Here is a 23,967-nt window from a genome sequence, read left to right on the forward strand (position 1 = left end):
ATCCTTCGCCCATGAGCCCTTCCACCGCCGCGCACACCACCCACCTGCTGTACCTGCATGGTTTTCGCTCGTCGCCGCAGTCGACGAAGGCGCGCCAGATGGCTGCGCGCGTACAGGCGCAACACCCTGGTGTGACCTGGTGGTGCCCGCAGTTGCCGCCTTCGCCGCGCGAGGCCATGGCCCTGGTGAGCGAAGGCATCCGGGCCTGGCCGCGCGAGACCATGGCTGTCGCCGGCTCCTCGCTGGGTGGTTTCTATGCGCGCTGGCTTGCGCTGCAGACTCCTTGCCGCGCGGTGCTGCTCAACCCCGCGGTGTTCCCCGCGCGCGACCTGGCCGGGTACATCGGCGAGCAAACCGCCTGGCACGACCCGCGGGAGCGCTTCTTCTTCGAGCCTGCCTTCGTGGACGAGTTGCGGGCCCTGGAGGACGACATCGCCCGCCTGGCGCCGCTGCACCCGGCCACGCCCGAGAGCCAGTTCGCCATCGTCGCGAAAGGCGACGAAGTACTGGACTGGCGCGACATGCAGGCCTTCTGCGCCGGTGGCCAGATCCGCCTGTTGCCGGGCAGCGACCACGCGATCAGCGACTTTGACCAGCACATCGACGCGGTCTTTGAATTCCTCGGGCTGTAGCGGGCGCCACACGCCCCCATGGGACAATCCCGCCCATGCACATTCTGTTTGATGACGCCGGCAAGCTGTTGACCGGCCGCCTCCTGTCGGAGGCCGAAAGTTCCCTGCAGGTCGAGCTCGAATCGGGCAAGCGCGTCAAGGTCAAGTCCGCCAATGCACTGCTGCGCTTCGACAAGCCCACACCCAGCCAATTGATGCCCGAGGCCACCACACTGGCCGGGACCATGGAACTCGAACTCGCCTACGAATTCGCACCCGAGGACGAGTTCGGCTTTGCCGACCTGGCGCACGAGTACTTCAGTGACAGCGCCAGCACCACCGAGCAGGTCGCCGCACTGTTGTGCCTGCAGGGCGCGCCGCACTACTTCCGTCGCGCCGGCAAGGGGCGGTACAAGAAGGCCCCGCCCGAGATCCTGGCGCAGGCGCTGGCGGCCATCGAGAAGAAGAAGGAGGTGCAGGCCCGGATCGAGACCTGGGCCACCGAACTGGCCAGCGGCGTCTGTCCCGAGCCGGTGAGCCAGCAGCTCTACAAGATCCTCTTCAAACCGGACAAGAACGCGCCCGAGTACAAAGCCGTGGTGGAGGCCGCGCGCATCAGCCACACCGCGCCGCTGGCGCTGCTGCAGAACGCTGGCGCGATCCGCAGCGCCTACCAGTTTCACTGGCAGCGTTTCCTGTTCGACCAGTTCCCCAAGGGCACGGGCTTCCCGGTGCTGCAGGCCCCGGTGATCACCGAGGAGTTGCCACTGGCCACCGTGCAGGCCTTCTCCATCGATGACTCGGCCACCACCGAAATCGACGACGCACTCTCGCTCCAGGGCCTGGGCAGCGGTCAGGTCATCCTGGGCATCCACATCGCCGCGCCAGGTCTGGCGGTATCGCCCGACGGTGCCATCGACCAGGTGGCGCGACAGCGCCTCTCCACCGTCTACATGCCGGGCCACAAGATCACCATGCTCCCCGACGATGTGGTGCAGGCCTACACCCTGATGGCCGGGCGCGACTGCCCCGCCGTGTCGCTGTACGTCACATTCGACGAATCCACGCTGGCGGTCACCGACAGCCGCACGGCACTGGAGCGCGTGCCGATCGCACTCAACCTGCGCCACGACCAGCTCGACACCGTCATCACCGAAGCCTGGCTCGACGGCGCGGCGCCGGCCACCGGCGCCACGCCCGAGATCGCGGCCCTGCAGCCCTCGCTGGCTTTCCTGCACCGTCTGGCGCGACACCTCAAGGCGCAGCGCGAAGTGGTGCGCGGCAAGCCCGAGAACTTCAACCGCCCCGACTACACCTTCCGTCTCGAGGGCGTGGCGGGCGACGAACCCGCGGGTGACGAGCACGTGCGGATTGGCACACGCCAGCGCGGCGCGCCGCTGGACCTGATGGTCGCCGAGGCCATGATCCTGGCCAACAGCACCTGGGGCCAGTGGCTCGCGGAATGCGGCGTACCCGGCATCTACCGCAGCCAGGCCAGCCTGCAGCCGGGCGTGAAGGTGCGCATGGGCACCAAGGCGCAGCCGCACGCCGGCATCGGCGTCAAGAGCTACGCCTGGAGCACCTCGCCGCTGCGCCGCTACGTGGATCTGGTGAACCAGTGGCAGATCATCGCGTGCGCGCGCCACGGCAAGACCGCCGCGCTGGCCGCGCCGTTCAAGCCCAAAGACGCCAACCTGTTCGCCGTGATCAGCGCCTTCGACGCCGCCTACACCGCCTACAACGGCTTCCAGAACGGCATGGAACGCTACTGGACGCTGCGCTACCTGCGCCAGGAAAACCTCACCGAACTCACCGCAACCCTGATCAAGGACAACCTGGTGCGTGCCGATACCCTGCCCCTGGTGCTGCCGGTGCTCGGTGCCGAAGGCCTGCCGCGCGGCGCACACCTGCGCGTGAAGCTCGGCGAGATCGACGACATCACGCTCGACATCCACGGCACCGTGATCGAGCGCCTGGACCTGCCGGTGGACAGCACGCTGGACGACGACGGTGGCTCAGGCGAGGATGGCGAAGACGAGGAACTGGCCGCGCCTCTGGCACTGGCCATCGAGGTCGACGAGGCCGAAGACGAGCCTGCCGCCCAGCCCTCTCAAACGCCCGGCCCGGCAGGGGATTGAGGCCCGAGCCGCGCGCAACACGGATAATCCCCGCGTGAAGAAGTCTGCCCTGTCCTTTTTCAAGACGCTGAGCACACTGCAGCTCGCACTGGGCATCTCGGTGGCCGTGCACGCGGCACTGCTGACCGTGCGCTTCGTGGACCCCGAGCGCTTCAACCGCGTGTTCCAGGACACCCCACTGGAGGTGATCCTGGTCAATGCACGCAGCGACGCACGACCCGAGAAGGCCACGGCCATTGCGCAAGCCTCGCTGGCCGGCGGAGGCGACAAGGAACGAGGGCGCGCGACGTCGCCGCTGCCGCCAGCGGCTGTGGCGCGCATCGGCGACGCGCACGAGGACGACGAGCGCAGGATCGAACAGCTGCGCGAGCAGCAGAACCGCCTGCTGGCGCAGGTCCGGCGTGAGCTCGCGAAGATGCCGCCGCCCGACCCGGAGTCGGTCACGCCCAGCCCGGACGCCTCCGAACGCGAGCAGCGGCGCAGGGCCCTGGTGAAAATCCTGGCCGAGATCGAAAAGCGCATCAGCGAGGAAAACGCCCGACCCAAGAAGCGCTACATCAGCCCGGCCACGCGCGAGGCGGTCTATGCGATCTACTATGACGAACTGCGCCGCAAGATCGAGGACCGCGGCACGAGCAATTTCCCCGAGGCCGGCGGGCGCAAGCTGTATGGCGAACTCACCATGATCATCACGGTCAACCACAATGGCGCCGTACTCGACACCGAGGTGGTGCAACCCTCCGGCATCGCCCTGCTTGACCGCCGCGCGCAGGCCATCGTGCGCAGCCTGTCCTTCGGCAACTTCAACGACGCCATGCGCCGCCAGGCCGACCAGATCGTGGTGGTATCTCGCTTTCGCTTCACCCGCGAAGAGACGCTGCAGACCCAGCTCTCCGGGCAGTGAATGAAATCCTTCGGCCGCTGGTTGTCGTGGTTGCTCCTTGCTGGTGTGGCGCTGCAACTGTTCTTCGTCACACGCATCGCAGTGATGGCCGCCATCGATCCCGTGAGCACCGCCTTCATGCGCTCCGAGGCCTGGCGCGTGGCGGGTGAGCGCCTGCGGGACGACAAACCCTGGCGCTGGTCCCACCAGTGGGTGGATGACGCGCAGATCAGCCCCCACCTCAAGCGCGCGGTGATTGCGTCCGAGGACGCGGGTTTCATCGACCACGGTGGGGTGGACTGGGAAGCGATCGAGGGTGCATGGCAAAAGAATGTGCGCCGACAGCAGCAGGCGGAAAAGCGCGCCGCCCAACAGCCCAACCGGCCCGCGCGCGAACCGAAAATCGTCGGTGGCTCCACCATCACCCAGCAGCTGGCCAAAAACCTCCTGCTATCGGGAGAACGCCAGTTCCTGCGCAAGGGTCAGGAACTGGTGCTCGCGCTGGCGCTGGAGGTTCTGCTGGACAAGCGCCGCATCCTGGAGATCTATCTCAACAGCGTGGAATGGGGCGAGGGCGTCTTCGGTGCCGAGGCGGCCGCGCAGCGCTACTTCAACAAGCCGGCCAGCAAACTCAACGCCCACGAGGCCGCGCGCCTGGCGGTGATGCTGCCCTCGCCCAAGTTCTTCGAAACCCGCCAGGGCTCGGCCTACCTGGCGCGGCGCACGGGCACCATCGTCGCGCGCATGGGCGCCATTCAACCGCCATGAACCTGCGCGCCCAGACCATGTCCATGATCTTGCTGGGGCTGGTGCGCCTGCTCACCGGCGCGCAGGCGCGCTGGCATGGCTGCCCACCCAAGGCTGAGCAGCGCATCTACTTCGCCAACCACCAGAGCCACGCCGACCTGGTGCTGATCTGGGCCGCGCTGCCACAGGAGTTGCGCGGCATCACGCGACCGATCGCCGCGAAAGACTACTGGACCGCGTCAAACTTCAAGCGATGGATCACCACCGAGGTGTTCAACGCCGTGTATGTGGAACGAGAAAGAAAGGGCGACGAAGACCCGCTGGCGCCGCTGGTGCAGGCGCTGGAGAGTGGCGACTCGCTGATCCTGTTTCCCGAAGGCACGCGCGGCCATGAGGAAGATCCGCAGCCCTTCAAGTCGGGCCTGTACAACCTGGCCCAGCGCTTCCCCGACGTGGTGCTGGTGCCCGCCTGGATCCACAACGTGCAGCGCGTGATCCCCAAGGGCGAGGTGGTGCCGGTGCCGGTGCTGTGCTCGGTGACCTTTGGCGAACCGCTGGCACTCGGTGCCGACGAGCCGCGCGCCGAATTCCTGCAACGCGCGCGCGCGGCCGTCATGGCCCTGCGCGAGGTTTGAAGGGGTTTGCCATGGGCAGCTTTCTGCGCAGCCTCACCCCCGAACAGCAGGTCAGTCTGGTGTTCGTGGCGCTGTTCGGGCTGCTGCTGATCGCCAGCGGTGTGTCGGTGCTGCTGTCGCTGCGCGAACGCCGCGCCGCAGAGGACGATGATGCGACGGCGGACGCGCGCGCCAAGCGCCTGCAGGACAACCAGGCACTCCTGCGCAGTTCCTGGATCATGGTGTTGGTGTTCTGGATCGGCTGGTCCCTGGGCGAAGGCTTTGCCATCGTCATGTTTGGCTTCGTGTCCTTCTTCATCCTGCGCGAATTCATCAGCCTCTCGCCCACGCGCCGGGGCGATCACCGCAGCCTGGTGCTTGCTTTCTTTGTCGTGCTCCCCTTGCAGTACGCCCTGGTATGGACCGAACGTTTCAACCTGTTCACCGTCTTCATCCCGGTTTATGTCTTCCTGGGCATTGCGGTGGTCAGTGCGCTGGGCAACGATCCGCAGCGCTTCCTGGAGCGCAGCGCCAAGCTGCAGTGGGGCATCATGGTCTGCATCTATGGCATGAGCCACGTGCCGGCGCTGCTGCTGCTCGACTTCAAGGGCTTCTCCGGCAAGACCGCGTTCCTGGTGTTCTTCCTCGTGCTGGTGGTGCAAACCTGCATGCTGGTGCAGCACCTGGCCGCGCGCGGCCTGCGCCGGCCGGTGGCGCCCGCCATCAGCGACAGCTTCCACTGGCGCAGCTGGGTCCTGGGCTTGGTCGCTGGCGGCCTGCTGGGCGCGGCGCTGGCGGGCTTTACCCCGTTCAAGCCCTTGCCTGCCTTTGCCATGGCGCTCGTGGCCTGCGCGGCGGGCAGCTTCGGCCACCTCGTGATGAAGGCCATCAAGCGCGACCGGGGCGTGACGCACTGGGGCCTCGCGGGTCGCTCGGTCACCGGCGCCAGCGGCCTGCTTGACCGGGTGGACGCCCTGTGTTTTGCCGCACCGGTGTTCTTCCACTCTGTGCGCTGGACCTTCGACCTCTGAGACCCTCCCATGCGAATCCTCGGCATTGACCCCGGCCTGCAGTGCACCGGCTTCGGCGTCATCGACACCGACGGCGCGTCCCTGCACTACGTCGCCAGCGGCACCATACAGACCAGCCCGAAAGACGGCGCGTTGCTGCCGGCGCGGCTGAAGGTGCTCTTCGACGGCATCACCGAAGTCGTGGCGCGATACCAGCCCGAGGTGTCGGCCTGCGAGATCGTGTTCGTCAACGTCAACCCGCAGGCCACATTGCTGCTGGGCCAGGCGCGCGGCGCCTGCCTGACCGCGCTGGTGGCCAACCAGCTGCCGGTGGCCGAGTACACCGCGCTGCAGTTGAAGAAAGCGGTGGTCGGCTACGGCAAAGCGGCCAAGCCGCAGGTGCAGGAAATGGTGAAACGCCTGCTGCGGCTGCCCGGCCTGCCCGGCAAGGACGCGGCCGACGCGCTGGGCCTGGCGATCACGCATGCCCAGGTGAGTCGGACCCTCGTGGCCATCAACAAAGTCTCGACGGCACAGGCGCGGTCCAGCGCTTCGTACAAGGCCAGTCGCCTTTACTGAGCACGCGCTACAGCAACCTTTCGAGCGCCAGCACGCCGAAGAAACCGAGCGCGGCGATCACCGTCCATTTCAGGATGACGATGCCCCAGGCGCGGTACCGCGGCTGGCTGGTGCCGATGTAGAACGCGAAGCACACGCCGGCCGCGAGCAGCAGCAGCATGATGGTCCAGCGGAACAACAGCATGGGTTTGCGAGCAACGCGGCTGGTTTACCAGGCCGGCGCGAGCTGCGCGAAGCCGCTCGGTGCTTCGCGGTCGTGCGCGAAGCTGACCACCTCGTAGGCATCGGGCCGATCCAGCAGGGCCCGCAGCAACTGGTTGTTCATGGCGTGGCCGCTGCGGAAGGCGCTGTACGCCGCCAGCAGGGGTTTGCCAACGATGTACAGGTCGCCCATGGCGTCGAGGATCTTGTGCTTGACGAATTCGTCCTGGTATCGCAGGCCGTCGGCATTGAGCACCTTGACGTCGTCCATCACGATGGCGTTGTCCAGCCCGCCGCCCATGGCCAGGCCGTTGGAACGCATCATCTCCACGTCGCGCGTGAAGCCAAAGGTGCGTGCGCGCGCGATCTCGCGCGCGTAGCGCCCGCTGCCGAAATCGAACTCGACGCGTTGACCAGTAGAGTTCACCGCCGGGTGGTCGAACTCGATCTCGAAGGCCAGCTTGTAGCCATGGAACGGGTCGAGCCGCGCCCACTTCACGTTCTTGCCCTCGCCTTCGCGCACCTCCACCGGCTTGGTGACACGGATGAAGCGCTTGGGTGCGTTCTGCATCACGATGCCGGCGCTCTGCAGCAGGTAGACGAAGGACGCGGAAGAGCCATCAAGGATGGGCACCTCTTCGGCCGTGATGTCCACGTGGAGGTTGTCCAGCCCCAGTCCGGCGCAGGCGCTCATCAGGTGTTCGATGGTGTGGACCTTCGCGCCCCCGTTGGAAATGGTGGATGCCAGCCGCGTGTCGGAGACCGCGAGCGCGTTCACGGCGATCTCCACCGGCGTGGCCAGGTCCACGCGGCGGAACACGATGCCGGTGTCGGGTGCGGCGGGGCGCAGCGTCAGCTCCACGCGCTGACCGCTGTGCAGGCCGACGCCGACCGCCTTGGTCAGGGATTTGAGGGTGCGTTGCGCGAGCATCCGGGAATTGTAGGTTTTTGCCCTTTGGAACACGGTGAGAAATAGTGATGGCCTTGATAGCAGGCCCGCTGTCTGCTGTTCTCCGGGTGGCTCCGGTCGGTGGCGACCGGGGTATCTGGCTCCGCTCATGTCCCCCGGGCCGGCTGCGCCGGCCCTCCTCCTTTACTTCGCTGCGCCAGACACCCCGATCACCGCCGACCTCGTTGGCACCGGGAACGGGGATACCCAGGTATCACTTCAGCTCGCGAGTGTGGGGTGCTCCACGCAGCGACATAAAGGAGGAGGCCCTGCTCGGCAGGGCCGGGGGACAGTCGCGGAGTGGAGTACCCCGCAATCGCGAGCGTGCGCGAGGAGTCACGAGCGAAAGAACCAGAAATCAATCCGCTTGCTTGCGCAGGAACGCCGGAATCTCGAAGTCGTCCATGCCACCTGAAGCCAGCGCGTCCACCTTGGCCGCGGCCTGGGTGCGGTTGGTGCGCCAGACACTGGGGACAGCCATGGAGTTGTAGTCCGGCTGCGCCGCGCCCGGGCCGCTCACCGGGGTGTTGACCGTCGGCACGTTGAACGGCACGTTGTCGGTGCCGGTGCGCAGCACCTGCAGCGGCGGCGCGGTGCGGCGCGCGCCCTGGCGCGACAGGCCGGTGGCGACCACGGTGACGCGCATTTCGTCGCCGAGGTTGTCGTCGTAGGCGGCGCCGTAGATCACGTGCGCCTCGGACGAGGCGTAGGCGCGGATGGTGTTCATCGCCAGCTTGGATTCGGACAGCTTGAGCGAACCTTTGGCCGCCGTCACCAGCACCAGCACGCCCTTGGCACCCGAGAGGTCGATGCCTTCGAGCAGCGGGCAGGCCACGGCCTGCTCGGCGGCGATGCGGGCGCGGTCGGGGCCCGCGGCCACCGCCGTGCCCATCATGGCCTTGCCGGGTTCGCCCATCACGGTGCGCACGTCCTCGAAGTCGACGTTGACGTTGCCGTACTCGTTGATGATCTCGGCGATGCCGCCCACCGCGTTCTTGAGCACGTCGTTGGCATGCGCGAAGGCCTCATCCTGCGTGACCTCGTCGCCCAGCACCTCCAGCAGTTTCTCGTTGAGCACCACGATCAGCGAGTCCACGTTCGCTTCCAGCTCGGACAGCCCCTGGTCGGCATTGGTCATGCGACGGCCACCCTCCCAGTCGAAAGGCTTGGTGACCACGCCCACGGTGAGGATGCCCATTTCCTTGGCCACGCGCGCTATCACTGGCGCCGCGCCGGTGCCGGTGCCGCCGCCCATGCCTGCGGTGATGAACAGCATGTGCGCGCCCGCAATCGCCTCGCGGATGTCGTCCACCGCGATCTCCGCAGCCTCGCGACCCTTCTCGGGCTTGCTGCCCGCGCCCAGGCCGCTGGTGCCGAGCTGGATGGTCTTGTGCGCGGCGCTGCGCGAGAGCGACTGCGCATCGGTGTTGGCGCAGATGAACTCCACGCCCTGCACGCTGCGCGAGATCATGTGCTCGACCGCGTTGCCGCCGCCGCCGCCCACGCCGATGACCTTGATCTGGGTGCCGAGGTTGAACTCTTCGACTTCAATCATTTCGATGCTCATTGCTGTACTCCTTGATGTGTCTGGTGCCGGGTTGTCGGCGGTATCTGAAAGGGCTTCGGGGTGGAGGTTCGGCTCATCCGGGGGGTCCGGTGTGTTCGACACACCGGCCTCGTCTTCGTCGGTCCCGCAGGAAGGGAATGGGATGGCGTCTCATCAGAACGTCCCCAGGAACCAGTTCTTGACCCGCTCGACCGCGCCCTGCACGGAGCCCGCCTTCTGGGCCACCTTGTGCCCGCGCACGCGCGCCAGGCGCGCCTCCTCAAGCAGCCCCATGACCGTGGCCGCGCGCGTCTGCGCCACCATGTCGGAAAGCGCGCTGGTGTAGTTCGGGATGCCGCGGCGCACCGGCTTGAGGAAGATGTCCTCGCCAAGCTCGACCATGCCGGGCATGACCGCGCTGCCGCCGGTGAGCACGATGCCCGAGGACAGCATCTCCTCGTGGCCCGAGTCGCGCAGCACCTGCTGCACCAGGGAGAAGATTTCCTCCACGCGCGGCTCGATCACACCCGCCAGCGCCTGGCGGCTGAGCATGCGCGGGCCGCGGTCACCCAGGCCGGGCACCTCGACCTGCGTGTCCGGATCGGCCAGCAACTGCTTGGCGCAGCCGCTCTCGACCTTGATGTCCTCGGCGTCCTTGGTCGGCGTGCGCAGCGCCATGGCGATGTCGCTGGTGATCAGGTCGCCGGCAATCGGGATCACCGCCGTGTGCCGGATCGCGCCGCCCGAGAAGATCGCCACGTCGGTCGTGCCCGCGCCGATGTCAACCAGCGCCACGCCCAGCTCCTTCTCGTCGTCGGTCAGGATGGCCTGGCTGGAGGCCAGGGGGTTGAGCATGAGCTGGTCCACCTCCAGGCCGCAACGGCGCACGCACTTGATGATGTTCTCGGCCGCGCTCTGCGCGCCGGTGACGATGTGCACCTTGGCTTCAAGCCGGATGCCGCTCATGCCGATCGGTTCCTTGACCTCCTGGCCGTCGATCACGAATTCCTGTGGTTCCACCAGCAGCAGGCGCTGGTCGGTCGAGATGTTGATCGCCTTGGCGGTCTCGATCACGCGCGCCACGTCGGTGGCACTCACCTCGCGATCCTTGATGGCCACCATGCCGCTGGAGTTGATGCCGCGGATGTGACTGCCGGTGATGCCCGTGTACACCCGCGCGATGCGGCAATCGGCCATCAGCTCGGCCTCCTTGAGGGCCTGCTGGATGCTCTGCACCGTGGCGTCGATGTTGACCACCACGCCGCGCTTGAGGCCGTGGCTGGCGGACACGCCCAGCCCCGCGAGCTTGAGCTCGCCACCGGGCTGAACCTCGGCGACCACCACCATGATCTTGGCGGTGCCGATGTCGAGTCCGACCACCAAATCCTTGTATTCCTTGGCCATGATTGCTTCTTGATTACCTTCGGGGTTGTGATGCGCCTGCAGCCGGCGTGTCGGTCACGGTGGTCACGCCGCGCAGTCGCAGCGCGTAGCCATTGGGGTAGCGCAGGTCCACCGACTGCACAGCCCCGGCGTAGCGTTCGGTGAGCTGGGCCAGCGTGCCCGTGAAGCGGCGCGTGCGCTGCAGCAGTTCGTCGGGCGTGCCGCGCCCCAGTTCGATGCTGGCGCCGTTGTCGAGCCGGGCGCGCCAGCTGCCGCGCTCGGTGAGTTCGAGCCGTTCCAGGCCCATCGCCAGGCGCCCGAGTTCGGTCTGCAGCAACTGATAGAGCGACCACACCTGCGTCGACTGCTCGGGTGGCCCCGCCAGTTCGGGCAGACCGTCGCTGTCGTCCGGGCTGGCGTCGAACACCTCGCCCAGCTGGTTGACCAGTTGCCCCGAACCGGACTCGCCCCACCAGGCGACGGCCTGATGCTCTTCCAGCGTCACGCGCAGGCGGTTGGGGAACTCACGCTGCACCACGGCCCTGCGCACCCAGGGCACGGATTCGAACAACTGGCGCACCTGCTGCAGGTCCACCGTGAGGAAGCTGCCGCTCAGGCGTGTCTTCATCTGCGAGGCCAGTTGCGCACGGAAGCCCACCGCGCTCTGGTGCGCCACGTCGCCATGCACAGTGATCGCCTTGACCGTCCAGACCGGGTGGCGCACCAGCCAGGTGGTGAACAGCCCCAGGCTCAACACGGCAAACACCCCGATCAGGACGTGCGTGACCACGGCCATGAGCTTGACGTCCAGGGGCAGTTCGGTGGTGGCCATGGTATGGGGACCGCGTCGTTCAGGCCGGGTTGTCCAGCGCGGCGCTGGCCAGCAGCGCCAGGCAGAGGTCTTCGTACGACAGGCCGGCGGCCTTGGCCGACATGGGCACCAGGGAATGGCTGGTCATGCCGGGCGAGGTGTTGATCTCCAGCAGGAAGGGCTTGCGGTCGCTCGCGCGGATCATCAGGTCGGCACGGCCCCACCCGCGGCATCCCAGCGCGCGGTAGCTGGCCAGCACGATGCGCTGGATCTCGCGTTCCTCGGCGTCGGGCAAACCACTGGGGCAGTGGTACTTCACCTCGTCGGTGAAGTACTTGTTCTGGTAGTCGTAGGCGCCATCGGGTGCGACGATGCGGATCACCGGCAGCGCGCGGGCCTGCTCGCCGGTGCCGATCACCGGGCAGGTCACCTCCTCGCCTTCGATGAACTCCTCGCACAACACGTCGGGGTCGTACCGCACCGAGAGGGCCACCGCCTCCTGCATGTCCGAGTAGCCTTTCACCTTGGTCACGCCGATGGACGAACCCTCGTGAGGCGGTTTGACAATGAGTGGCAGGCCGAGGACGTCGGGCACACCGCGCGCGTCCTCGTGCGCCTGGCGACCGGGTGGAAGGACCACGTAGCGCGGCGTGGGCAAGCTCTCGGCAATCCACATGCGCTTGGTCATGATCTTGTCCATGGCGATGGCCGAGGCCAGCACACCAGGGCCGGTGTAGGGGATGCCGAGCAGTTCCAGTGCGCCCTGCACCGTGCCGTCCTCCCCATGGCGGCCGTGCAGCGTGATGAAGCAGCGCTGGAACCCCTCGCGCTTGAGTTCACCCAGCTCGCGCTCGGCCGGGTCGAAGGCATGCGCATCCACGCCTCGGGCCTTCAGCGCAGCCAGCACGCCGCTGCCCGACATCAGCGAGACCTCGCGCTCGGCCGAGGTCCCCCCCATCAAGACCGCCACCTTGCCGAATGATTTCGGATCGATCACCGTGTTGTCCTTTGTGTTCATGACGCAGCTCCCTGCGCCAGTTCGATCACGCGACCGGCCACGGCCCCCACGGTGCCCGCACCCATGCACAGGACCACGTCGCCGTCCTGTGCGTTGTCGAGCACCGCTTGTGGCATGGCGCCAATGTCGTCCACGAACACGGGCTCGAGCTTGCCGGCCACGCGCAGCGCGCGCGCCAGCGAGCGTCCGTCGGCGGCGACGATGGGCGCCTCGCCCGCCGCGTACACCTCGGCCAGCAGCACCGCGTCGGCCAGGCCGATCACCTTGACGAAGTCTTCAAAGCAGTCGCGCGTGCGGGTGTACCGGTGCGGCTGGAAGGCCAGCACCAGGCGCCGGCCCGGGTAGGCGCCGCGCGCGGCCGCCAGCGTGGCGGCCATCTCCACCGGGTGGTGGCCGTAGTCGTCCACCACGGTGCAGTGGCCACCGCCGGGAAGGGGCGCATCGCCATACGGCTGGAAGCGCCGGCCCACCCCCTTGAACTCCGCCAGCGCACGCACCACAGCGGCGTCGGACACGCCCAGCTCCACCGCAATGCCGATGGCCGCGAGCGCGTTGAGCACGTTGTGCTCGCCCGGCAGGTTGAGCACCACATCGAGGTCGGGCAGTTCCACGCCATTGCGGCGTTGCACCGTGAAGTGCATCTGCGTGCCGACCGGGCGCACATGGATCGCGCGCACCTGGGCATCCTCGGAGAATCCATAGCTGGTGATCGGGCGTGCAATCTGCGGCAGGATCTCGCGGATCGCCGGGTCGTCCACACACACCACGGCGGCGCCGTAGAACGGCATCTTGTGCAGGAAGTCGATGAACGCGCCCTTGAGCTTGCCGAAATCATGGCCGTAGGTGTCCATGTGGTCGGCGTCGATGTTGGTGACAACCGAGAGCACGGGCAGCAGGTTCAGGAAGGAGGCGTCGGACTCGTCGGCCTCGACCACGATGTATTCGCCCGAACCCAGCTGCGCGTTGGCGCCCGCGCTGTTGAGGCGCCCGCCGATCACGAAGGTCGGGTCCAGCTCGGCGGCGGCGAGCACGCTGGCCACCAGGCTGGTGGTGGTGGTCTTGCCGTGCGTGCCGGCAATGGCCACGCCCTTCTTCATGCGCATGAGCTCGGCCAGCATCACGGCGCGCGGCACCACCGGCACCAGCTTCGCGTGCGCGGCGACCACCTCGGGGTTGTCTTCCTTCACCGCAGTGGAGGTGACGATGGCGTCCGCGCCTTCGATGTGCGCGGCGTCGTGGCCCGCGAACACCTCGGCGCCGAGGGCGACCAGGCGGCGCGTGGCCACGCTCTCGCCCAGGTCGCTGCCCGAGATGCGGTAACCCTGGTTGAGCAGCACCTCGGCAATGCCGCTCATGCCGGCACCGCCGATGCCGACAAAATGGATGTGACGGATGGCGTGTTTCATGTCTTGTTCACCTTGGCGAGCTGCTCGCAGGCGGACACCACGGCCGCCACGGCCTCTGTCTTGCGCATCTGAAAGGCCTTGTCCGCCATGGTCAGCAGCTGTTCGCGCTGCAGCGTCTGCAGCGTCTGCGCCAGCGAATGGGCGGTCAGTTCGGTCTGGGGCACCAGCCAGGCGGCGCCGGCATCCACCAGGAAGCGCGCGTTCGTGGTCTGGTGGTCGTCCACCGCGGCCGGGAACGGCACGAACAGCGCAGCCGCACCGACGGCCGCGATCTCGGTGACCGTGCTGGCGCCGCTGCGGCAGACGATCAGGTCGGCGTCGGCGAAGGCCTGCGCGGTGTCTTCAATGAACGGGGTGAGCTCGGCCTGCACGCCCGCGGCCACGTAGTTGGCCCGCAGCGCGTCGATCTGTTTTTCGCCGCTCTGGTGGGTGACCTGCGGACGCACCGCCCTGGGCAACAGGGCCAGGGCCTGGGGCACGACGTCGTTGAGCGCCTTCGCGCCCAGGCTACCCCCCACCACCAGCAGGCTTAGCACGCCACTGCGGCCCGCAAAGCGTTCGGCCGGCACCGGCTGCTGCAGAAAGGCCGCGCGCAACGGATTGCCCACCCACTCGGCCTTCTTCAGCACGTTCGGGAACGCGGTGAACACCCGGTCGGCCACACCCGCGAGCACCTTGTTCGCCATGCCGGCCACCGAGTTCTGCTCGTGCAGCACCAGGGGCTTGCCGGCGAGCACGCCCATCATGCCGCCCGGAAAGCTGATGTAGCCACCCAGGCCCACGACCACGTCGGGCTTGACACGGCGCACCACCTGCAGCGACTGCCAGAACGCGCGCAGCAGCCGCAGGGGCAGCAAGGCCAGGGTGACCAGGCCCTTGCCGCGCACGCCACCGAAGTCGATGGTCTCAAGCGCAAAACCGCGCGGCGGCACGAGCCGGCTTTCCATGCTGCCGGGTGCGCCCAGCCAGTGCACGCGCCAGCCGCGCTCGCGCAGGGCTTCGGCCACGGCCAGACCGGGGAAGATGTGGCCACCGGTGCCGCCGGCCATGATGAGGGCGCAGGGCATGGTCATGGCCGGCCACCCTTCATCATCTGGCGATTCTCGTAGTCCACTCGAAGAACTATCGCAATGGCCACGAGGTTCAGCAGAATCGCGGAGCCGCCGTAGCTCATCAGGGGCAGGGTGAGGCCCTTGGTCGGCAAGGCGCCCAGGTTCACGCCGATGTTGATGAAGGCCTGGAAACCCATCCACAGGCCCACGCCCTGGGCCACGAGGCCGGCGAAGACCTGGTCGAGCGCGATCGCCTGGCGGCCGATGTGCATGATGCGGCGCGTGAGCCAGAGGAACAGGCCGATCAGCAGCAGCACGCCCACCAAACCGAACTCTTCCCCAATCACCGCGAGCAGGAAGTCGGTGTGCGCCTCCGGCAGCCAGTGCAGCTTCTCCACGCTGCCGCCCAGCCCCACGCCGAAGATCTCGCCGCGGCCGAAGGCAATCAGCGAGTGCGAGAGCTGGTAGCCCTTGCCCAGCGCGTGCTCGACGCTCCACGGGTCGAGGTAGGCGAAGATGCGTTCGCGGCGCCAGTCGCTCATCATGACCATGAGCGCGAAGGCGCCCACCACCACGAGCGCGATCAGGAAGAACATGCGCGCGTTCACGCCACCCAGGAACAGGATGCCCATGGCGATCACCACGATCACCATGAAGGCGCCCATGTCGGGTTCCGCCAGCAGCAGCATGCCAACCACACCCACGGCCACCGCCATGGGCGCCACGGCCTGGAAGAAGCGCTGCTTCACTTCCATCTTGCGCACCATGTAGTTGGCCGCGTAGAGCAGCACCGCGAGCTTGGCCAGCTCCGAGGGCTGGAAGTTCATGATGCCCAGCGAGATCCAGCGCCGCGCACCGTTCACGCCCTTGCCGACGAAGGGCAGCAGCACGAGCGCGAGCAACACCAGTGCCGCCGCGAACAGCCAGGGCGCCATCTTTTCCCAGGACCGCATCGGGAACTGGAATGCCACCATCGCGCACACCACGCCGATCAGCATGGAGACACCATGGCGCAGCACGAAGTGGGTGTGCGCGTAGTTGGCAAAGCGCGGGTTGTCGGGCAGCGCGATGGAAGCGGAGTACACCATCACCAGACCCCAGGCGAGCAAGGCCACCACGACCCACAGCAGCGGCTGGTCGAAGCCGAGTTCGCGCACGGCGACATTGCGCGTGCCGGCGTAGGTGCGGTTGGACAGGCGCACCGGCAGGTCGTCGCGCGAGCCCCCGCCCGCGAGCGCACCCGCCAGGTCGCGCCCGCCCAGTCCGGGCAGGGCGTCGCGCAGGCGTTGCGTCCACGTCTGCGCTGACGCTGCGGGCTTGCGGGCTTTCTTCGCGCTCACAGGCTGCCCTCCACCATGGTGCCGTTGCGGTGCGCGAGGGCGCCCACGGCCTGCACGAACACGCGGCCGCGGTGCTCGTAGTTGTCGAACATGTCCAGGCTGGCGCAAGCGGGCGACATGAGCACCGCATCGCCCGAGCGTGCCTGCTGCGCGGCGAGCGCCACCGCGGCCGGCAGCGTGTCCGCGTCGTGCTGGGCCACGTTCGCCTGCGCCAGCGCCTCGCCCACGGCCGCGCGAATGCGCGCGGCGTCGCGGCCGATGTAGACCACGGCGCGGGCAAAGCGCGCCAGCGACTCGGCCAGCGGCGTGAAGTCCTGGCCCTTGCCGTCACCGCCTAGGATCACGACCAGGTGGCGTTCGGCGCCCAGGCCACGCACAGCAGCCAGCGTGGCGCCGACGTTGGTGCCCTTGCTGTCATTGAAGTACTCGACCTCGTCGAGGATGGCCACCGGCTCCACCCGGTGCGGCTCGCCCCGGTACTCGCGCAGGCCGTGCAGCATGGGGCCGAGCGCGGCGCCCGTGGAAGCGGCCAGCGCCAGCGCGGCGAGCGCGTTGGCCGCGTTGTGGCGCCCGCGAATGCGCAGCGCGTCCACCGGCATGAGACGCTGGAAGTAGATCTCCTCGTCGTCCTCGGCGCCGCGCCCCCGCTTGCGTGTCTCGTCCAGCGCAATGGCCCGCACCAGCCAGTCCATGCCATTGACCGATTCAATGCCCCAGTCGCCTGCGCGGCTGGGCGCGTCCAGGCCGAAGCTTGCCCAGGGGCGGGCGCTCTGCTGCCGGTTGCGGTTGCCCACCTTGACCGTGACCAGGCCGGGCTTCATCGCCATGACCAGCGGTTCGTCGCGGTTGAGCAGCATCAGCGCCTGCGCGCCAAACACCGCGGCCTTGGCCTGGGTGTATGCGGCCATGCTGCCGTGCCAGTCGAGGTGGTCTTCGCTGAGGTTGAGCACGGTGGCGGCGCTCGGCACCGCGGCCCAGGCGCCGTCGCCCGCGCCGTCGAGCTGGAAGCTGGAGAGTTCGAGCACCCAGACGCGTGGCAGGTGCGCGGGCTGCGGCGGCTCGACCGGCGGCGGCACGAGCAGGGTCGGGTCCTCGGCGTCATCCTCAGCGGCGGCTGCCGCGGCCTCATCGACATCCACATCGGCATCCCCCTCCGCATTCCGGTCGGGATCGGCACCGCTGGCCGGTGCTTCGGCCGCAGGAGCTGGCGTGGCGTCGCGCGCGGCCTGCGCCTCGACTTCGGCTTCGGCCGCGGCGCGGTCGTCATCGGCCTGCTGCGCCTCGGCCTCCGCGTCGAGCGCGGCAGACAGGACGTCCAGCAGCGATGGGCCGATGTTGCCGGCCACCGCCACGTTCACGCCCGCGCGCTGCAGCAACAGGCCAGTCAGCGCGGTCACCGTGGTCTTGCCGTTGGTGCCGGTGATCGCCAGCACCTTCGGGCGGTACGGCAGGCGTTCGCGCTGCGCCAGTTCACCCAGCGCGCGGGCGAACAGGTCGAGTTCGCCCACCACATCGATGCCGCGCGCGGCGGCCCGGTCGAACACCACCTGCAGCGCGGCCGGTGCCAGGCCTGGGCTGCGCGCGATCAATTGCCACTCGGCCCGCGCCAGCAGCGCCTCGTCGAACGCACCCGCCACGAAGCTCGCCTGCGGGCAGTCGGCCCGCAGTGCGGCCAACTGCGGTGGTGCATCGCGCGTATCGGCCACGGTGACGCGCGCACCCTGGCGGGCACACCAGCGCGCCATGGCCAGGCCGGAGGCGCCCAGTCCGAGGATGAGGACGTCCTGGTCTTTCATCGCAGCTTGAGCGTGGACAGCCCCACGAGGCAGAGCAACATGGTGATGATCCAGAAGCGCACGACGACCTGCGTCTCCTTCCAGCCCTTTTTCTCGAAGTGGTGGTGCAGCGGCGCCATATGGAACAGGCGTCGGCCGGCGCCGTAGCGCCGCTTGGTGTACTTGAACCAGCTCACCTGCAGCATCACGGAGAGCGCTTCCACCACGAAGATGCCACCCATGATGGCGAGCACGATCTCCTGGCGCACGATGACCGCGATGGTGCCCAGCGCGCCACCGAGCGCGAGCGCGCCCACGTCGCCCATGAAGACCTGCGCCGGGTGCGTGTTGAACCACAGAAAGGCCAGGCCCGCGCCGGCCACGGCGGCGCAGAAGATCAGCAGCTCGCCCGCGCCGGGAATGTGCGGCAGCAACAGGTAGCGCGCGAACACCACGTTGCCGGTGACGTAGGCGAACACCCCCAGCGCCGAGCCCACCATGACCACCGGCATGATGGCCAGGCCATCGAGCCCGTCGGTGAGATTGACCGCGTTGCTCGATCCCACGATCACCAGATAGGTCATGACCACGAAGCCGAACACGCCCAGCGGGTAGCTGATTTCCTTGAAGAAGGGCACAAGCAGGCCGGCCTGCGGCGGCATGTCCAGCGTGAAACCCGAGCTCACCCAGTCGATGAAGAGTTCAAGCACGCGCGCGTTGCTGGTCTCGGAGACCGCGAACACGAGGTAGAAGGCCGCGACCAGGCCGATCAGCGATTGCCAGAAGTACTTCTCGCGCGAGCGCATGCCCTCGGGGTTCTTGTGCACCACCTTGCGCCAGTCGTCCACCCAGCCGACGGCGCCAAAGCCCAGGGTCACGATCAGCACGATCCAGACAAAGCGGTTGCTCCAGTTGAACCACAGCAGCGTGGACAGCGCAATCGCGAACAGGATCAGCACACCGCCCATGGTGGGTGTGCCTCCCTTGCTCAGGTGCGTCTGCATCGCGTACTCGCGGATCGGCTGCCCGATCTTGAGCGCGCCCAGTCGGCGGATGAACCAGGGGCCGGCCACCAGGCCGACCACGAGCGCCGTCATGGCGGCCATCACCGCGCGGAACGTGAGGTACTGGAACACCCGCAGGAATCCGAAGTCGGGTGACAGGCCTTGCAGCCAGAGGGCCAGGCTAGGCAGCATGGGTGTTGTCCTTCTTGTCTTTGTTGTATTGCGCGGGGTCCAGTGCCTGCAGGGCCTGCACCACGCGCTCCATGCGCATGAAACGCGAACCCTTGACGAGCACGCTGCGAAACACCGGGCGGTTGTCGCGCACCGCGGCGCAGACGGCGCCCGCCAGGGCCGGCACCTCGACCCAGTGCACGACCTGCGGCAGCGCTGCGCTGGCCTGGCGCATCCAGTCACCCGTGACGTGCACGGCCTCGATGCCGCGCGCCAGCGCATGGCGCAGCACCTCGTCGTGGAACGCCAGACCCTGCTCGCCCACCTCGCCCATGTCGCCCAGCACCAGCAGGCGTGGCGCGGGCAGCTCGGCGAGTACGTCGATGGCGGCGCGCACCGAATCGGGGTTGGCGTTGTAGGTGTCGTCGATCAGGGTGAGCTGGCGCTCGCCCAGGTGCAGCGACAGCGCGCGCGAGCGCCCTCCCACGGGTTCGAACGCGTCCAGACCGCGCACCACCGCCGGCAGCGGCACGCCGGCAGCCAGCGCGCAAGCCGTCGCCGCCAGTGCGTTGCGCACGTTGTGGCGCCCCGCGATGCGCAGCCGCACCGTGGCCTTGCCGGCGGGCGACGCAAAACACAGCGACCAGGCGCCATCGAGCCAGTCGGTCTGGATGGTGCTCACGTCGGCGGCCGGGTCGGTGTCGCTGAAAGTCAGCACGCGGCGTTGGGCTGCGAGATCGCGCCACAGCGGCGTCCAGGCGTCGTCGGAGGGGAACACCGCCACGCCCGTCGGCCCCAGCGCCTCGATGACCTGGCCGTTCTCGCGCGCCACGGCTTCCACCGTGGCCATGAATTCGAGATGCTCGCGCTGGGCGTTGTTCACCAGGGCCACGGTGGGCAGGGCCAGTGCCGCGAGCTCGGCGATTTCGCCCGGGTGGTTCATGCCCAGCTCGACCACGGAGTACCGGTGTGCCGGGCCCAGGCGCAGCAGCGTGAGCGGCACGCCGATGTCGTTGTTGAAGTTGCCCTGCGTGGCGTGGGCGGCGTCGCCCGCGGCGGCCCGCAGGATGGACGCGATCATCTGCGTCACCGTGGTCTTGCCGTTGCTGCCGGTCACGGCAATCAGGGGCAGATCGAACTGGCTGCGCCACAGGCGCGACAGCTCACCGAGTGCGCGGCGCGTGTCCGGCACCTCCACGCCCGACAGGCCGGCGCTGGCCAGGCCCTGGTGGGCCACCGCCGCCAGCGCGCCCTGCGCCTTCGCCTGCGCGAGGAAGTCGTGCGCATCGAAGCGCTCACCCTTGAGCGCCACGAACAGGTCGCCAGGCTGCAGGCTGCGGGTGTCCGTGTGCACGCGGGTGAAGGGCAGATCGGGTTGGCCCACCACGCGGGCGCCTTCGAGCCGTGTCAGGAGCTGGCCCAGGGTGTTCATGCCAGCGCCCCCTGCCCGGCCGCACGCCGCGCGAGCGCCTGGCGCGCGTGTTGCACATCCGAGAACGGTGATTTCACGCCCATCACGTCCTGGTAATCCTCATGCCCCTTGCCAGCGATCAGCACCACGTCGTGCGCCTCGGCGCGCGCGACGGCCAGATTGATGGCGCGCGCACGGTCCGGTTCGACCAGCGCGGCGTCGGGCACCGACAGGCCCGCCACCATCTGCCGCAGGATGGCGAGTGGATCTTCACTGCGCGGGTTGTCGCTGGTGAACACCGGTCGTTGCGCTTCGCGCTCGGCGGCCATCGCCATCAGCGGGCGTTTGCTGGCGTCGCGGTCGCCGCCGCAGCCCACCACAACCCAGAGCACGCCCTGGCGCTGGCGCGCCAGCGGCTGCAGGGCCTGCAAGGCCTTCTCGAGCGCGTCGGGCGTGTGCGCGTAGTCCACCAGCACCAGCGGCTGGCCCGGCATGTTCACCGCCGCCTGCTCCATGCGACCGGGTACCGGGGTGAGTGCGGCACAGGCGTGCACCGCATCGGTCAGCGGCACGCCCAGCGCGCGCGCCGCGGCCAGCACGCAGAGCAGGTTGGACACGTTGTAGCGCCCGACCAAAGGCAGGCTCAGGGCATGCAGGGCGGCCACCTGACCCGACGCATCGCGTTCGCCCACCTGCAAGGCCATGCCGCTGTCGGTGAAGACGATGTCCTGCGCGAACAGGCGGGCCTGGCCAGGCTGGTCGCCGGCGTCACCTGCTGCCTCGATGGCCACCGTCCAGACGTCCAGCCCGCGCTCGCCCATGGTGGTGGCGAGCCCCGGACCGCGCGCATCGTCGAGGTTCACCACGGCACTCGCCAGGCCGGGCCAGTCGAACAGCGCGGCCTTGGCCGTCCAGTAGGCGTCCATGTGGCCGTGAAAGTCCAGATGGTCCTGGGTGAAGTTGGTGAATACCGCCACGCGCAACCGCGTGGCGTTGAGGCGGCCTTCGACCAGGCCAATGGACGAGGCTTCGATGGCGCAGGCCTTCAAGCCTTCGTCCACGAAGCGGCGCAACTGGGCCTGCAGCATCACCGGATCGGGCGTGGTCAGCCCCGTGGCGACGAGCGGTGCGGCCGAGTCACCGGGTTGCGGTGCACGCCCCATGCCCAGCGTGCCGACGACCGCGCAGGGGCGCTGACAGAACGACAGCAGCTGCGCCACCCACCATGCGGTGGAGGTCTTGCCGTTGGTGCCGGTGATGGCCACCATGTCGAGCGCGGCGCTCGGCGTGCCGTAAAAGGCACTGGCGATCGCGCCGGCTGCGGCCTTGAGGCCCGGCACGGCGAGCACGCGGCCGTCATTCTCAAAGCCAAAGGTCCCGGCGCCTTCCTGCTCGACCAGCGCAGCCGCGGCCCCCGCCTGCAGCGCGGCACCCACGAAGCGGCGCCCGTCGGTGGCGGCCCCCGGCCAGGCCACGAAGCCATCGCCCTCGCGCACGCGGCGGCTGTCGCAATGCAATTCCCCGCGCACGCGCTCGCGCAGCCACTCGGCCACGGCCTGGGGCGTCTGGCGCGTCCTCATCAGAACGACTCCTCCACAACGTCAGCGACGATCTGCGGCTTGACGTTCATGTCGGGCTGCACGCCCAGGATGCGCAGGGTTTGCTGCACCGTCTCGCTGAACACCGGCGCGGCCACGACACCACCGTAGTACTGGCCGTTGCTGGGCTCGTCGATCATCACCGCGACCACGATGCGCGGCGCCTCGATCGGCGCGAGGCCCACGAACCAGCTGCGGTACTTTTTCTCCGCGTAGCCCTTGCCTTCCTGCTTGTGCGCGGTGCCGCTCTTGCCGCCCACCGAATACCCCATGGTCTGCGCCCGCGAGCCGGTGCCACCCGGCCCGGCGGCCAGTCCCAGCATCTGGCGCACCGCGATCGCGTTCTTCGCGCTGAATACCCGCACACCCGAAACCGGTTCGGTGGACTTCTGCAGGCTCAGCGGGATGAGCTCGCCATCACGCGCGAAGATGGTGTAGGCATGCGCGAGCTGGAACAGGGAGGTCGACAGGCCGTAGCCATAGCTCATGGTGGCCTGCTCGATCGGCCGCCAGCTCTTGTAGGGACGCAACCGCCCGGTGACCGCGCCTGGAAACGGCACCTGGGGCTTCTGGCCGAAACCGGCCTGCGCATAGGTCTCCCACATCTCGCGCGGGCTCATCTGCATGGCCATCTTGACCGTGCCCACGTTGCTCGACTTCTGGATCACTTCGGCAACGGTCAGCACATCGTGCGGGTGCGTGTCGCTGATGCTGGAGCCGCCGATCATGATGCGGCCCGGCGCGGTGTGGATCGGCGTGCGCGGCGTGACCAGGCCCTTTTCCAGCGCCAGCGCAGCGATGAAGGGCTTCATGGTGGAGCCGGGCTCGAAGCTGTCGGTGAGCACGCGGTTGCGCAGCTGCTCGCCACTGAGGTTCTGCCGGTGGTTGGGGTTGAAGCTCGGGTAGTTGGCCAACGCCAGCACCTCGCCGGTGAGCGTGTCGATCACCATCACGCTGCCGGCGCGCGCCTTGTGCGCCTGCACCGCCTCCTTGAGCTTCTGGTAGGCGAAGAACTGCACCTTGCTGTCGATGGACAGTTGCAGGTCGGGGCCGTCGACCGGGGGAACGACGTCGCGCACGTCCTCGACCACGCGGCCCAGTCGGTCCTTGATCACGCGGCGCGATCCGTTGCGGCCGGAGAGCTGCTTGTTGAACGCAAGCTCCACACCTTCCTGGCCCCGGTCTTCCACGTTGGTGAACCCGACCACGTGCGCGGCCGCCTCGCCCTCCGGGTACTCGCGCTTGTATTCGCGGCGCTGGTAGATGCCCTTGATGCCGAGCGCGGCGATCTGCCGCGCCACCGGCTCGTCCACCTGGCGCTTGATCCAGACGAAGGTCTTGTCCTCGTTGGCCAGTCGCTTGCGCACCGTGGCCAGCGGCATGTCGAGCAACTTGGCGAGCTGGCGCAGTTGCGGGTCGGCGCGGTCCACGTCCTCGGGAATTGCCCAGATGCTTTGCGCGACCACGCTGGACGCCAGGATCAGGCCATTGCGATCCAGCACGCGGCCGCGGTTGGCCGGCAGCTCCAGCGTGCGCGCGAAGCGCACCTCGCCCTGGCGCTGGAAGAAGTCGTTGCCGAACACCTGCACATAGGCAGCACGCCCGGCGAGGCCGGCAAAGGCCACGGCCAGGCCGGCCACGATGAACTTGCTGCGCCACACCGGCGTGCGGCTGGCCAGCAGCGGACTGGCGGAGTAGTTGATGCTGCGCACACCCATGC

General features: G+C 68.3%; 21 protein-coding genes and 1 pseudogene. 7 read left to right on the forward strand and 15 right to left on the reverse strand.

Annotated features, from left to right (window positions below):
* Positions 1–11 precede the first annotated feature (11 nt).
* Genes AB7P10_RS03335 through ruvC form a run of 7 tightly spaced genes read left to right on the forward strand, consistent with a single transcriptional unit; the run spans position 12 to position 6,582 of the window.
* Positions 12–632: a YqiA/YcfP family alpha/beta fold hydrolase gene (locus AB7P10_RS03335; protein WP_428292420.1), complete on the forward strand. Its 621-nt coding sequence runs from the start codon at positions 12–14 to the stop codon at positions 630–632.
* Positions 633–667: 35 nt separating this feature from the next.
* The gene (locus AB7P10_RS03340; protein ID WP_428292421.1) at positions 668–2,749 is read left to right on the forward strand and encodes a ribonuclease catalytic domain-containing protein; all 2,082 of its coding nucleotides are present in this window, start codon (positions 668–670) and stop codon (positions 2,747–2,749) included.
* Positions 2,750–2,783: 34 nt separating this feature from the next.
* Positions 2,784–3,653 (forward strand): energy transducer TonB, encoded by an 870-nt coding sequence (locus AB7P10_RS03345; protein WP_428292422.1) that lies wholly within the window; start codon positions 2,784–2,786, stop codon positions 3,651–3,653.
* On the forward strand, positions 3,654–4,400 hold the full coding sequence (gene mtgA, locus AB7P10_RS03350) for a monofunctional biosynthetic peptidoglycan transglycosylase (protein WP_428292423.1): 747 nt from the start codon (positions 3,654–3,656) through the stop codon (positions 4,398–4,400).
* Positions 4,397–5,014: a lysophospholipid acyltransferase family protein gene (locus tag AB7P10_RS03355; protein ID WP_428292424.1), complete on the forward strand. Its 618-nt coding sequence runs from the start codon at positions 4,397–4,399 to the stop codon at positions 5,012–5,014. Before mtgA ends, AB7P10_RS03355 begins: the two co-directional genes overlap by 4 nt.
* A gap of 11 nt (positions 5,015–5,025) precedes the next feature.
* Positions 5,026–6,024: a phosphatidate cytidylyltransferase gene (locus tag AB7P10_RS03360; RefSeq protein ID WP_428292425.1), complete on the forward strand. Its 999-nt coding sequence runs from the start codon at positions 5,026–5,028 to the stop codon at positions 6,022–6,024.
* 9 nt (positions 6,025–6,033) lie between these two features.
* Positions 6,034–6,582: a crossover junction endodeoxyribonuclease RuvC gene (gene ruvC / locus AB7P10_RS03365; RefSeq protein WP_428292426.1), complete on the forward strand. Its 549-nt coding sequence runs from the start codon at positions 6,034–6,036 to the stop codon at positions 6,580–6,582.
* 7 nt (positions 6,583–6,589) lie between these two features.
* Here the strand turns inward: ruvC and AB7P10_RS03370 are convergent, their stop codons facing one another.
* The 15 genes and pseudogenes from AB7P10_RS03370 to AB7P10_RS03440 form a co-directional block, all read right to left on the reverse strand.
* A complete protein-coding gene (locus AB7P10_RS03370) occupies positions 6,590–6,766 on the reverse strand; it encodes a hypothetical protein (protein ID WP_428292427.1) in 177 nt (58 codons plus the stop codon).
* A 24-nt stretch (positions 6,767–6,790) separates the two neighbouring features.
* Positions 6,791–7,714 (reverse strand): UDP-3-O-acyl-N-acetylglucosamine deacetylase, encoded by a 924-nt coding sequence (lpxC, locus tag AB7P10_RS03375; protein WP_428292428.1) that lies wholly within the window; start codon positions 7,712–7,714, stop codon positions 6,791–6,793.
* 162 nt (positions 7,715–7,876) lie between these two features.
* Positions 7,877–7,933 (reverse strand): annotated as a pseudogene (gene cas5, locus AB7P10_RS03380) (CRISPR-associated protein Cas5); the annotation flags it as partial.
* Between the two features lie 157 nt (positions 7,934–8,090).
* Positions 8,091–9,299 carry a cell division protein FtsZ gene (gene ftsZ / locus AB7P10_RS03385; protein ID WP_428292429.1) on the reverse strand — a complete coding sequence of 403 codons (1,209 nt, stop codon included), beginning with the start codon at positions 9,297–9,299 and terminating at the stop codon, positions 8,091–8,093.
* A gap of 153 nt (positions 9,300–9,452) precedes the next feature.
* Positions 9,453–10,682 carry a cell division protein FtsA gene (gene ftsA, locus AB7P10_RS03390; RefSeq protein ID WP_428292430.1) on the reverse strand — a complete coding sequence of 410 codons (1,230 nt, stop codon included), beginning with the start codon at positions 10,680–10,682 and terminating at the stop codon, positions 9,453–9,455.
* A 13-nt stretch (positions 10,683–10,695) separates the two neighbouring features.
* Positions 10,696–11,493, reverse strand: a complete 798-nt coding sequence (locus AB7P10_RS03395; RefSeq protein WP_428292431.1) for a cell division protein FtsQ/DivIB — start codon at positions 11,491–11,493, stop codon at positions 10,696–10,698.
* A gap of 19 nt (positions 11,494–11,512) precedes the next feature.
* Positions 11,513–12,490, reverse strand: coding sequence for a D-alanine--D-alanine ligase (locus AB7P10_RS03400; RefSeq protein WP_428292432.1), 978 nt, complete (start codon positions 12,488–12,490; stop codon positions 11,513–11,515).
* Positions 12,487–13,896 carry a UDP-N-acetylmuramate--L-alanine ligase gene (gene murC / locus AB7P10_RS03405; protein ID WP_428292433.1) on the reverse strand — a complete coding sequence of 470 codons (1,410 nt, stop codon included), beginning with the start codon at positions 13,894–13,896 and terminating at the stop codon, positions 12,487–12,489. Before murC ends, AB7P10_RS03400 begins: the two co-directional genes overlap by 4 nt.
* Positions 13,893–14,969 carry an undecaprenyldiphospho-muramoylpentapeptide beta-N-acetylglucosaminyltransferase gene (gene murG / locus AB7P10_RS03410; protein ID WP_428292434.1) on the reverse strand — a complete coding sequence of 359 codons (1,077 nt, stop codon included), beginning with the start codon at positions 14,967–14,969 and terminating at the stop codon, positions 13,893–13,895. The genes murC and murG overlap by 4 nt, the downstream gene beginning before the upstream one ends.
* Positions 14,966–16,219, reverse strand: coding sequence for a putative lipid II flippase FtsW (gene ftsW, locus AB7P10_RS03415; protein ID WP_428292522.1), 1,254 nt, complete (start codon positions 16,217–16,219; stop codon positions 14,966–14,968). The genes murG and ftsW overlap by 4 nt, the downstream gene beginning before the upstream one ends.
* A 65-nt stretch (positions 16,220–16,284) precedes the next feature.
* Positions 16,285–18,084 (reverse strand): UDP-N-acetylmuramoyl-L-alanine--D-glutamate ligase, encoded by a 1,800-nt coding sequence (gene murD, locus AB7P10_RS03420; RefSeq protein WP_428292435.1) that lies wholly within the window; start codon positions 18,082–18,084, stop codon positions 16,285–16,287.
* A complete protein-coding gene (gene mraY, locus AB7P10_RS03425; protein WP_428292436.1) occupies positions 18,081–19,259 on the reverse strand; it encodes a phospho-N-acetylmuramoyl-pentapeptide-transferase in 1,179 nt (392 codons plus the stop codon). Before mraY ends, murD begins: the two co-directional genes overlap by 4 nt.
* Positions 19,249–20,670, reverse strand: a complete 1,422-nt coding sequence (locus AB7P10_RS03430) for a UDP-N-acetylmuramoyl-tripeptide--D-alanyl-D-alanine ligase (RefSeq protein WP_428292437.1) — start codon at positions 20,668–20,670, stop codon at positions 19,249–19,251. Before AB7P10_RS03430 ends, mraY begins: the two co-directional genes overlap by 11 nt.
* Positions 20,667–22,229, reverse strand: coding sequence for a UDP-N-acetylmuramoyl-L-alanyl-D-glutamate--2,6-diaminopimelate ligase (locus AB7P10_RS03435; RefSeq protein WP_428292438.1), 1,563 nt, complete (start codon positions 22,227–22,229; stop codon positions 20,667–20,669). Before AB7P10_RS03435 ends, AB7P10_RS03430 begins: the two co-directional genes overlap by 4 nt.
* Positions 22,229–23,965, reverse strand: a complete 1,737-nt coding sequence (locus AB7P10_RS03440; RefSeq protein ID WP_428292439.1) for a peptidoglycan D,D-transpeptidase FtsI family protein — start codon at positions 23,963–23,965, stop codon at positions 22,229–22,231. The genes AB7P10_RS03435 and AB7P10_RS03440 overlap by 1 nt, the downstream gene beginning before the upstream one ends.
* Positions 23,966–23,967: the final 2 nt, after the last annotated feature.

Source organism: Hydrogenophaga sp. (assembly GCF_050182545.1).
GTDB lineage: Bacteria > Pseudomonadota > Gammaproteobacteria > Burkholderiales > Burkholderiaceae_C > Hydrogenophaga.

Excerpts from the sequence above, each read along its gene's own strand:
- AB7P10_RS03335 (WP_428292420.1), top strand. The coding sequence starts at position 12 with ATGAGCCCTTCCACCGCCGCGCACACCACCCACCTGCTGTACCTGCAT.
- AB7P10_RS03340 (WP_428292421.1), top strand. The coding sequence starts at position 668 with ATGCACATTCTGTTTGATGACGCCGGCAAGCTGTTGACCGGCCGCCTC.
- mtgA (WP_428292423.1), top strand. The coding sequence starts at position 3,654 with ATGAAATCCTTCGGCCGCTGGTTGTCGTGGTTGCTCCTTGCTGGTGTG.
- AB7P10_RS03355 (WP_428292424.1), top strand. The coding sequence starts at position 4,397 with ATGAACCTGCGCGCCCAGACCATGTCCATGATCTTGCTGGGGCTGGTG.
- AB7P10_RS03360 (WP_428292425.1), top strand. The coding sequence starts at position 5,026 with ATGGGCAGCTTTCTGCGCAGCCTCACCCCCGAACAGCAGGTCAGTCTG.
- ruvC (WP_428292426.1), top strand. The coding sequence starts at position 6,034 with ATGCGAATCCTCGGCATTGACCCCGGCCTGCAGTGCACCGGCTTCGGC.
- AB7P10_RS03370 (WP_428292427.1), bottom strand. The coding sequence starts at position 6,766 with ATGCTGTTGTTCCGCTGGACCATCATGCTGCTGCTGCTCGCGGCCGGC.
- lpxC (WP_428292428.1), bottom strand. The coding sequence starts at position 7,714 with ATGCTCGCGCAACGCACCCTCAAATCCCTGACCAAGGCGGTCGGCGTC.
- ftsZ (WP_428292429.1), bottom strand. The coding sequence starts at position 9,299 with ATGAGCATCGAAATGATTGAAGTCGAAGAGTTCAACCTCGGCACCCAG.
- ftsA (WP_428292430.1), bottom strand. The coding sequence starts at position 10,682 with ATGGCCAAGGAATACAAGGATTTGGTGGTCGGACTCGACATCGGCACC.
- AB7P10_RS03395 (WP_428292431.1), bottom strand. The coding sequence starts at position 11,493 with ATGGCCACCACCGAACTGCCCCTGGACGTCAAGCTCATGGCCGTGGTC.
- AB7P10_RS03400 (WP_428292432.1), bottom strand. The coding sequence starts at position 12,490 with ATGAACACAAAGGACAACACGGTGATCGATCCGAAATCATTCGGCAAG.
- murC (WP_428292433.1), bottom strand. The coding sequence starts at position 13,896 with ATGAAACACGCCATCCGTCACATCCATTTTGTCGGCATCGGCGGTGCC.
- murG (WP_428292434.1), bottom strand. The coding sequence starts at position 14,969 with ATGACCATGCCCTGCGCCCTCATCATGGCCGGCGGCACCGGTGGCCAC.
- murD (WP_428292435.1), bottom strand. The coding sequence starts at position 18,084 with ATGAAAGACCAGGACGTCCTCATCCTCGGACTGGGCGCCTCCGGCCTG.
- mraY (WP_428292436.1), bottom strand. The coding sequence starts at position 19,259 with ATGCTGCCTAGCCTGGCCCTCTGGCTGCAAGGCCTGTCACCCGACTTC.
- AB7P10_RS03430 (WP_428292437.1), bottom strand. The coding sequence starts at position 20,670 with ATGAACACCCTGGGCCAGCTCCTGACACGGCTCGAAGGCGCCCGCGTG.
- AB7P10_RS03435 (WP_428292438.1), bottom strand. The coding sequence starts at position 22,229 with ATGAGGACGCGCCAGACGCCCCAGGCCGTGGCCGAGTGGCTGCGCGAG.
- AB7P10_RS03440 (WP_428292439.1), bottom strand. The coding sequence starts at position 23,965 with ATGGGTGTGCGCAGCATCAACTACTCCGCCAGTCCGCTGCTGGCCAGC.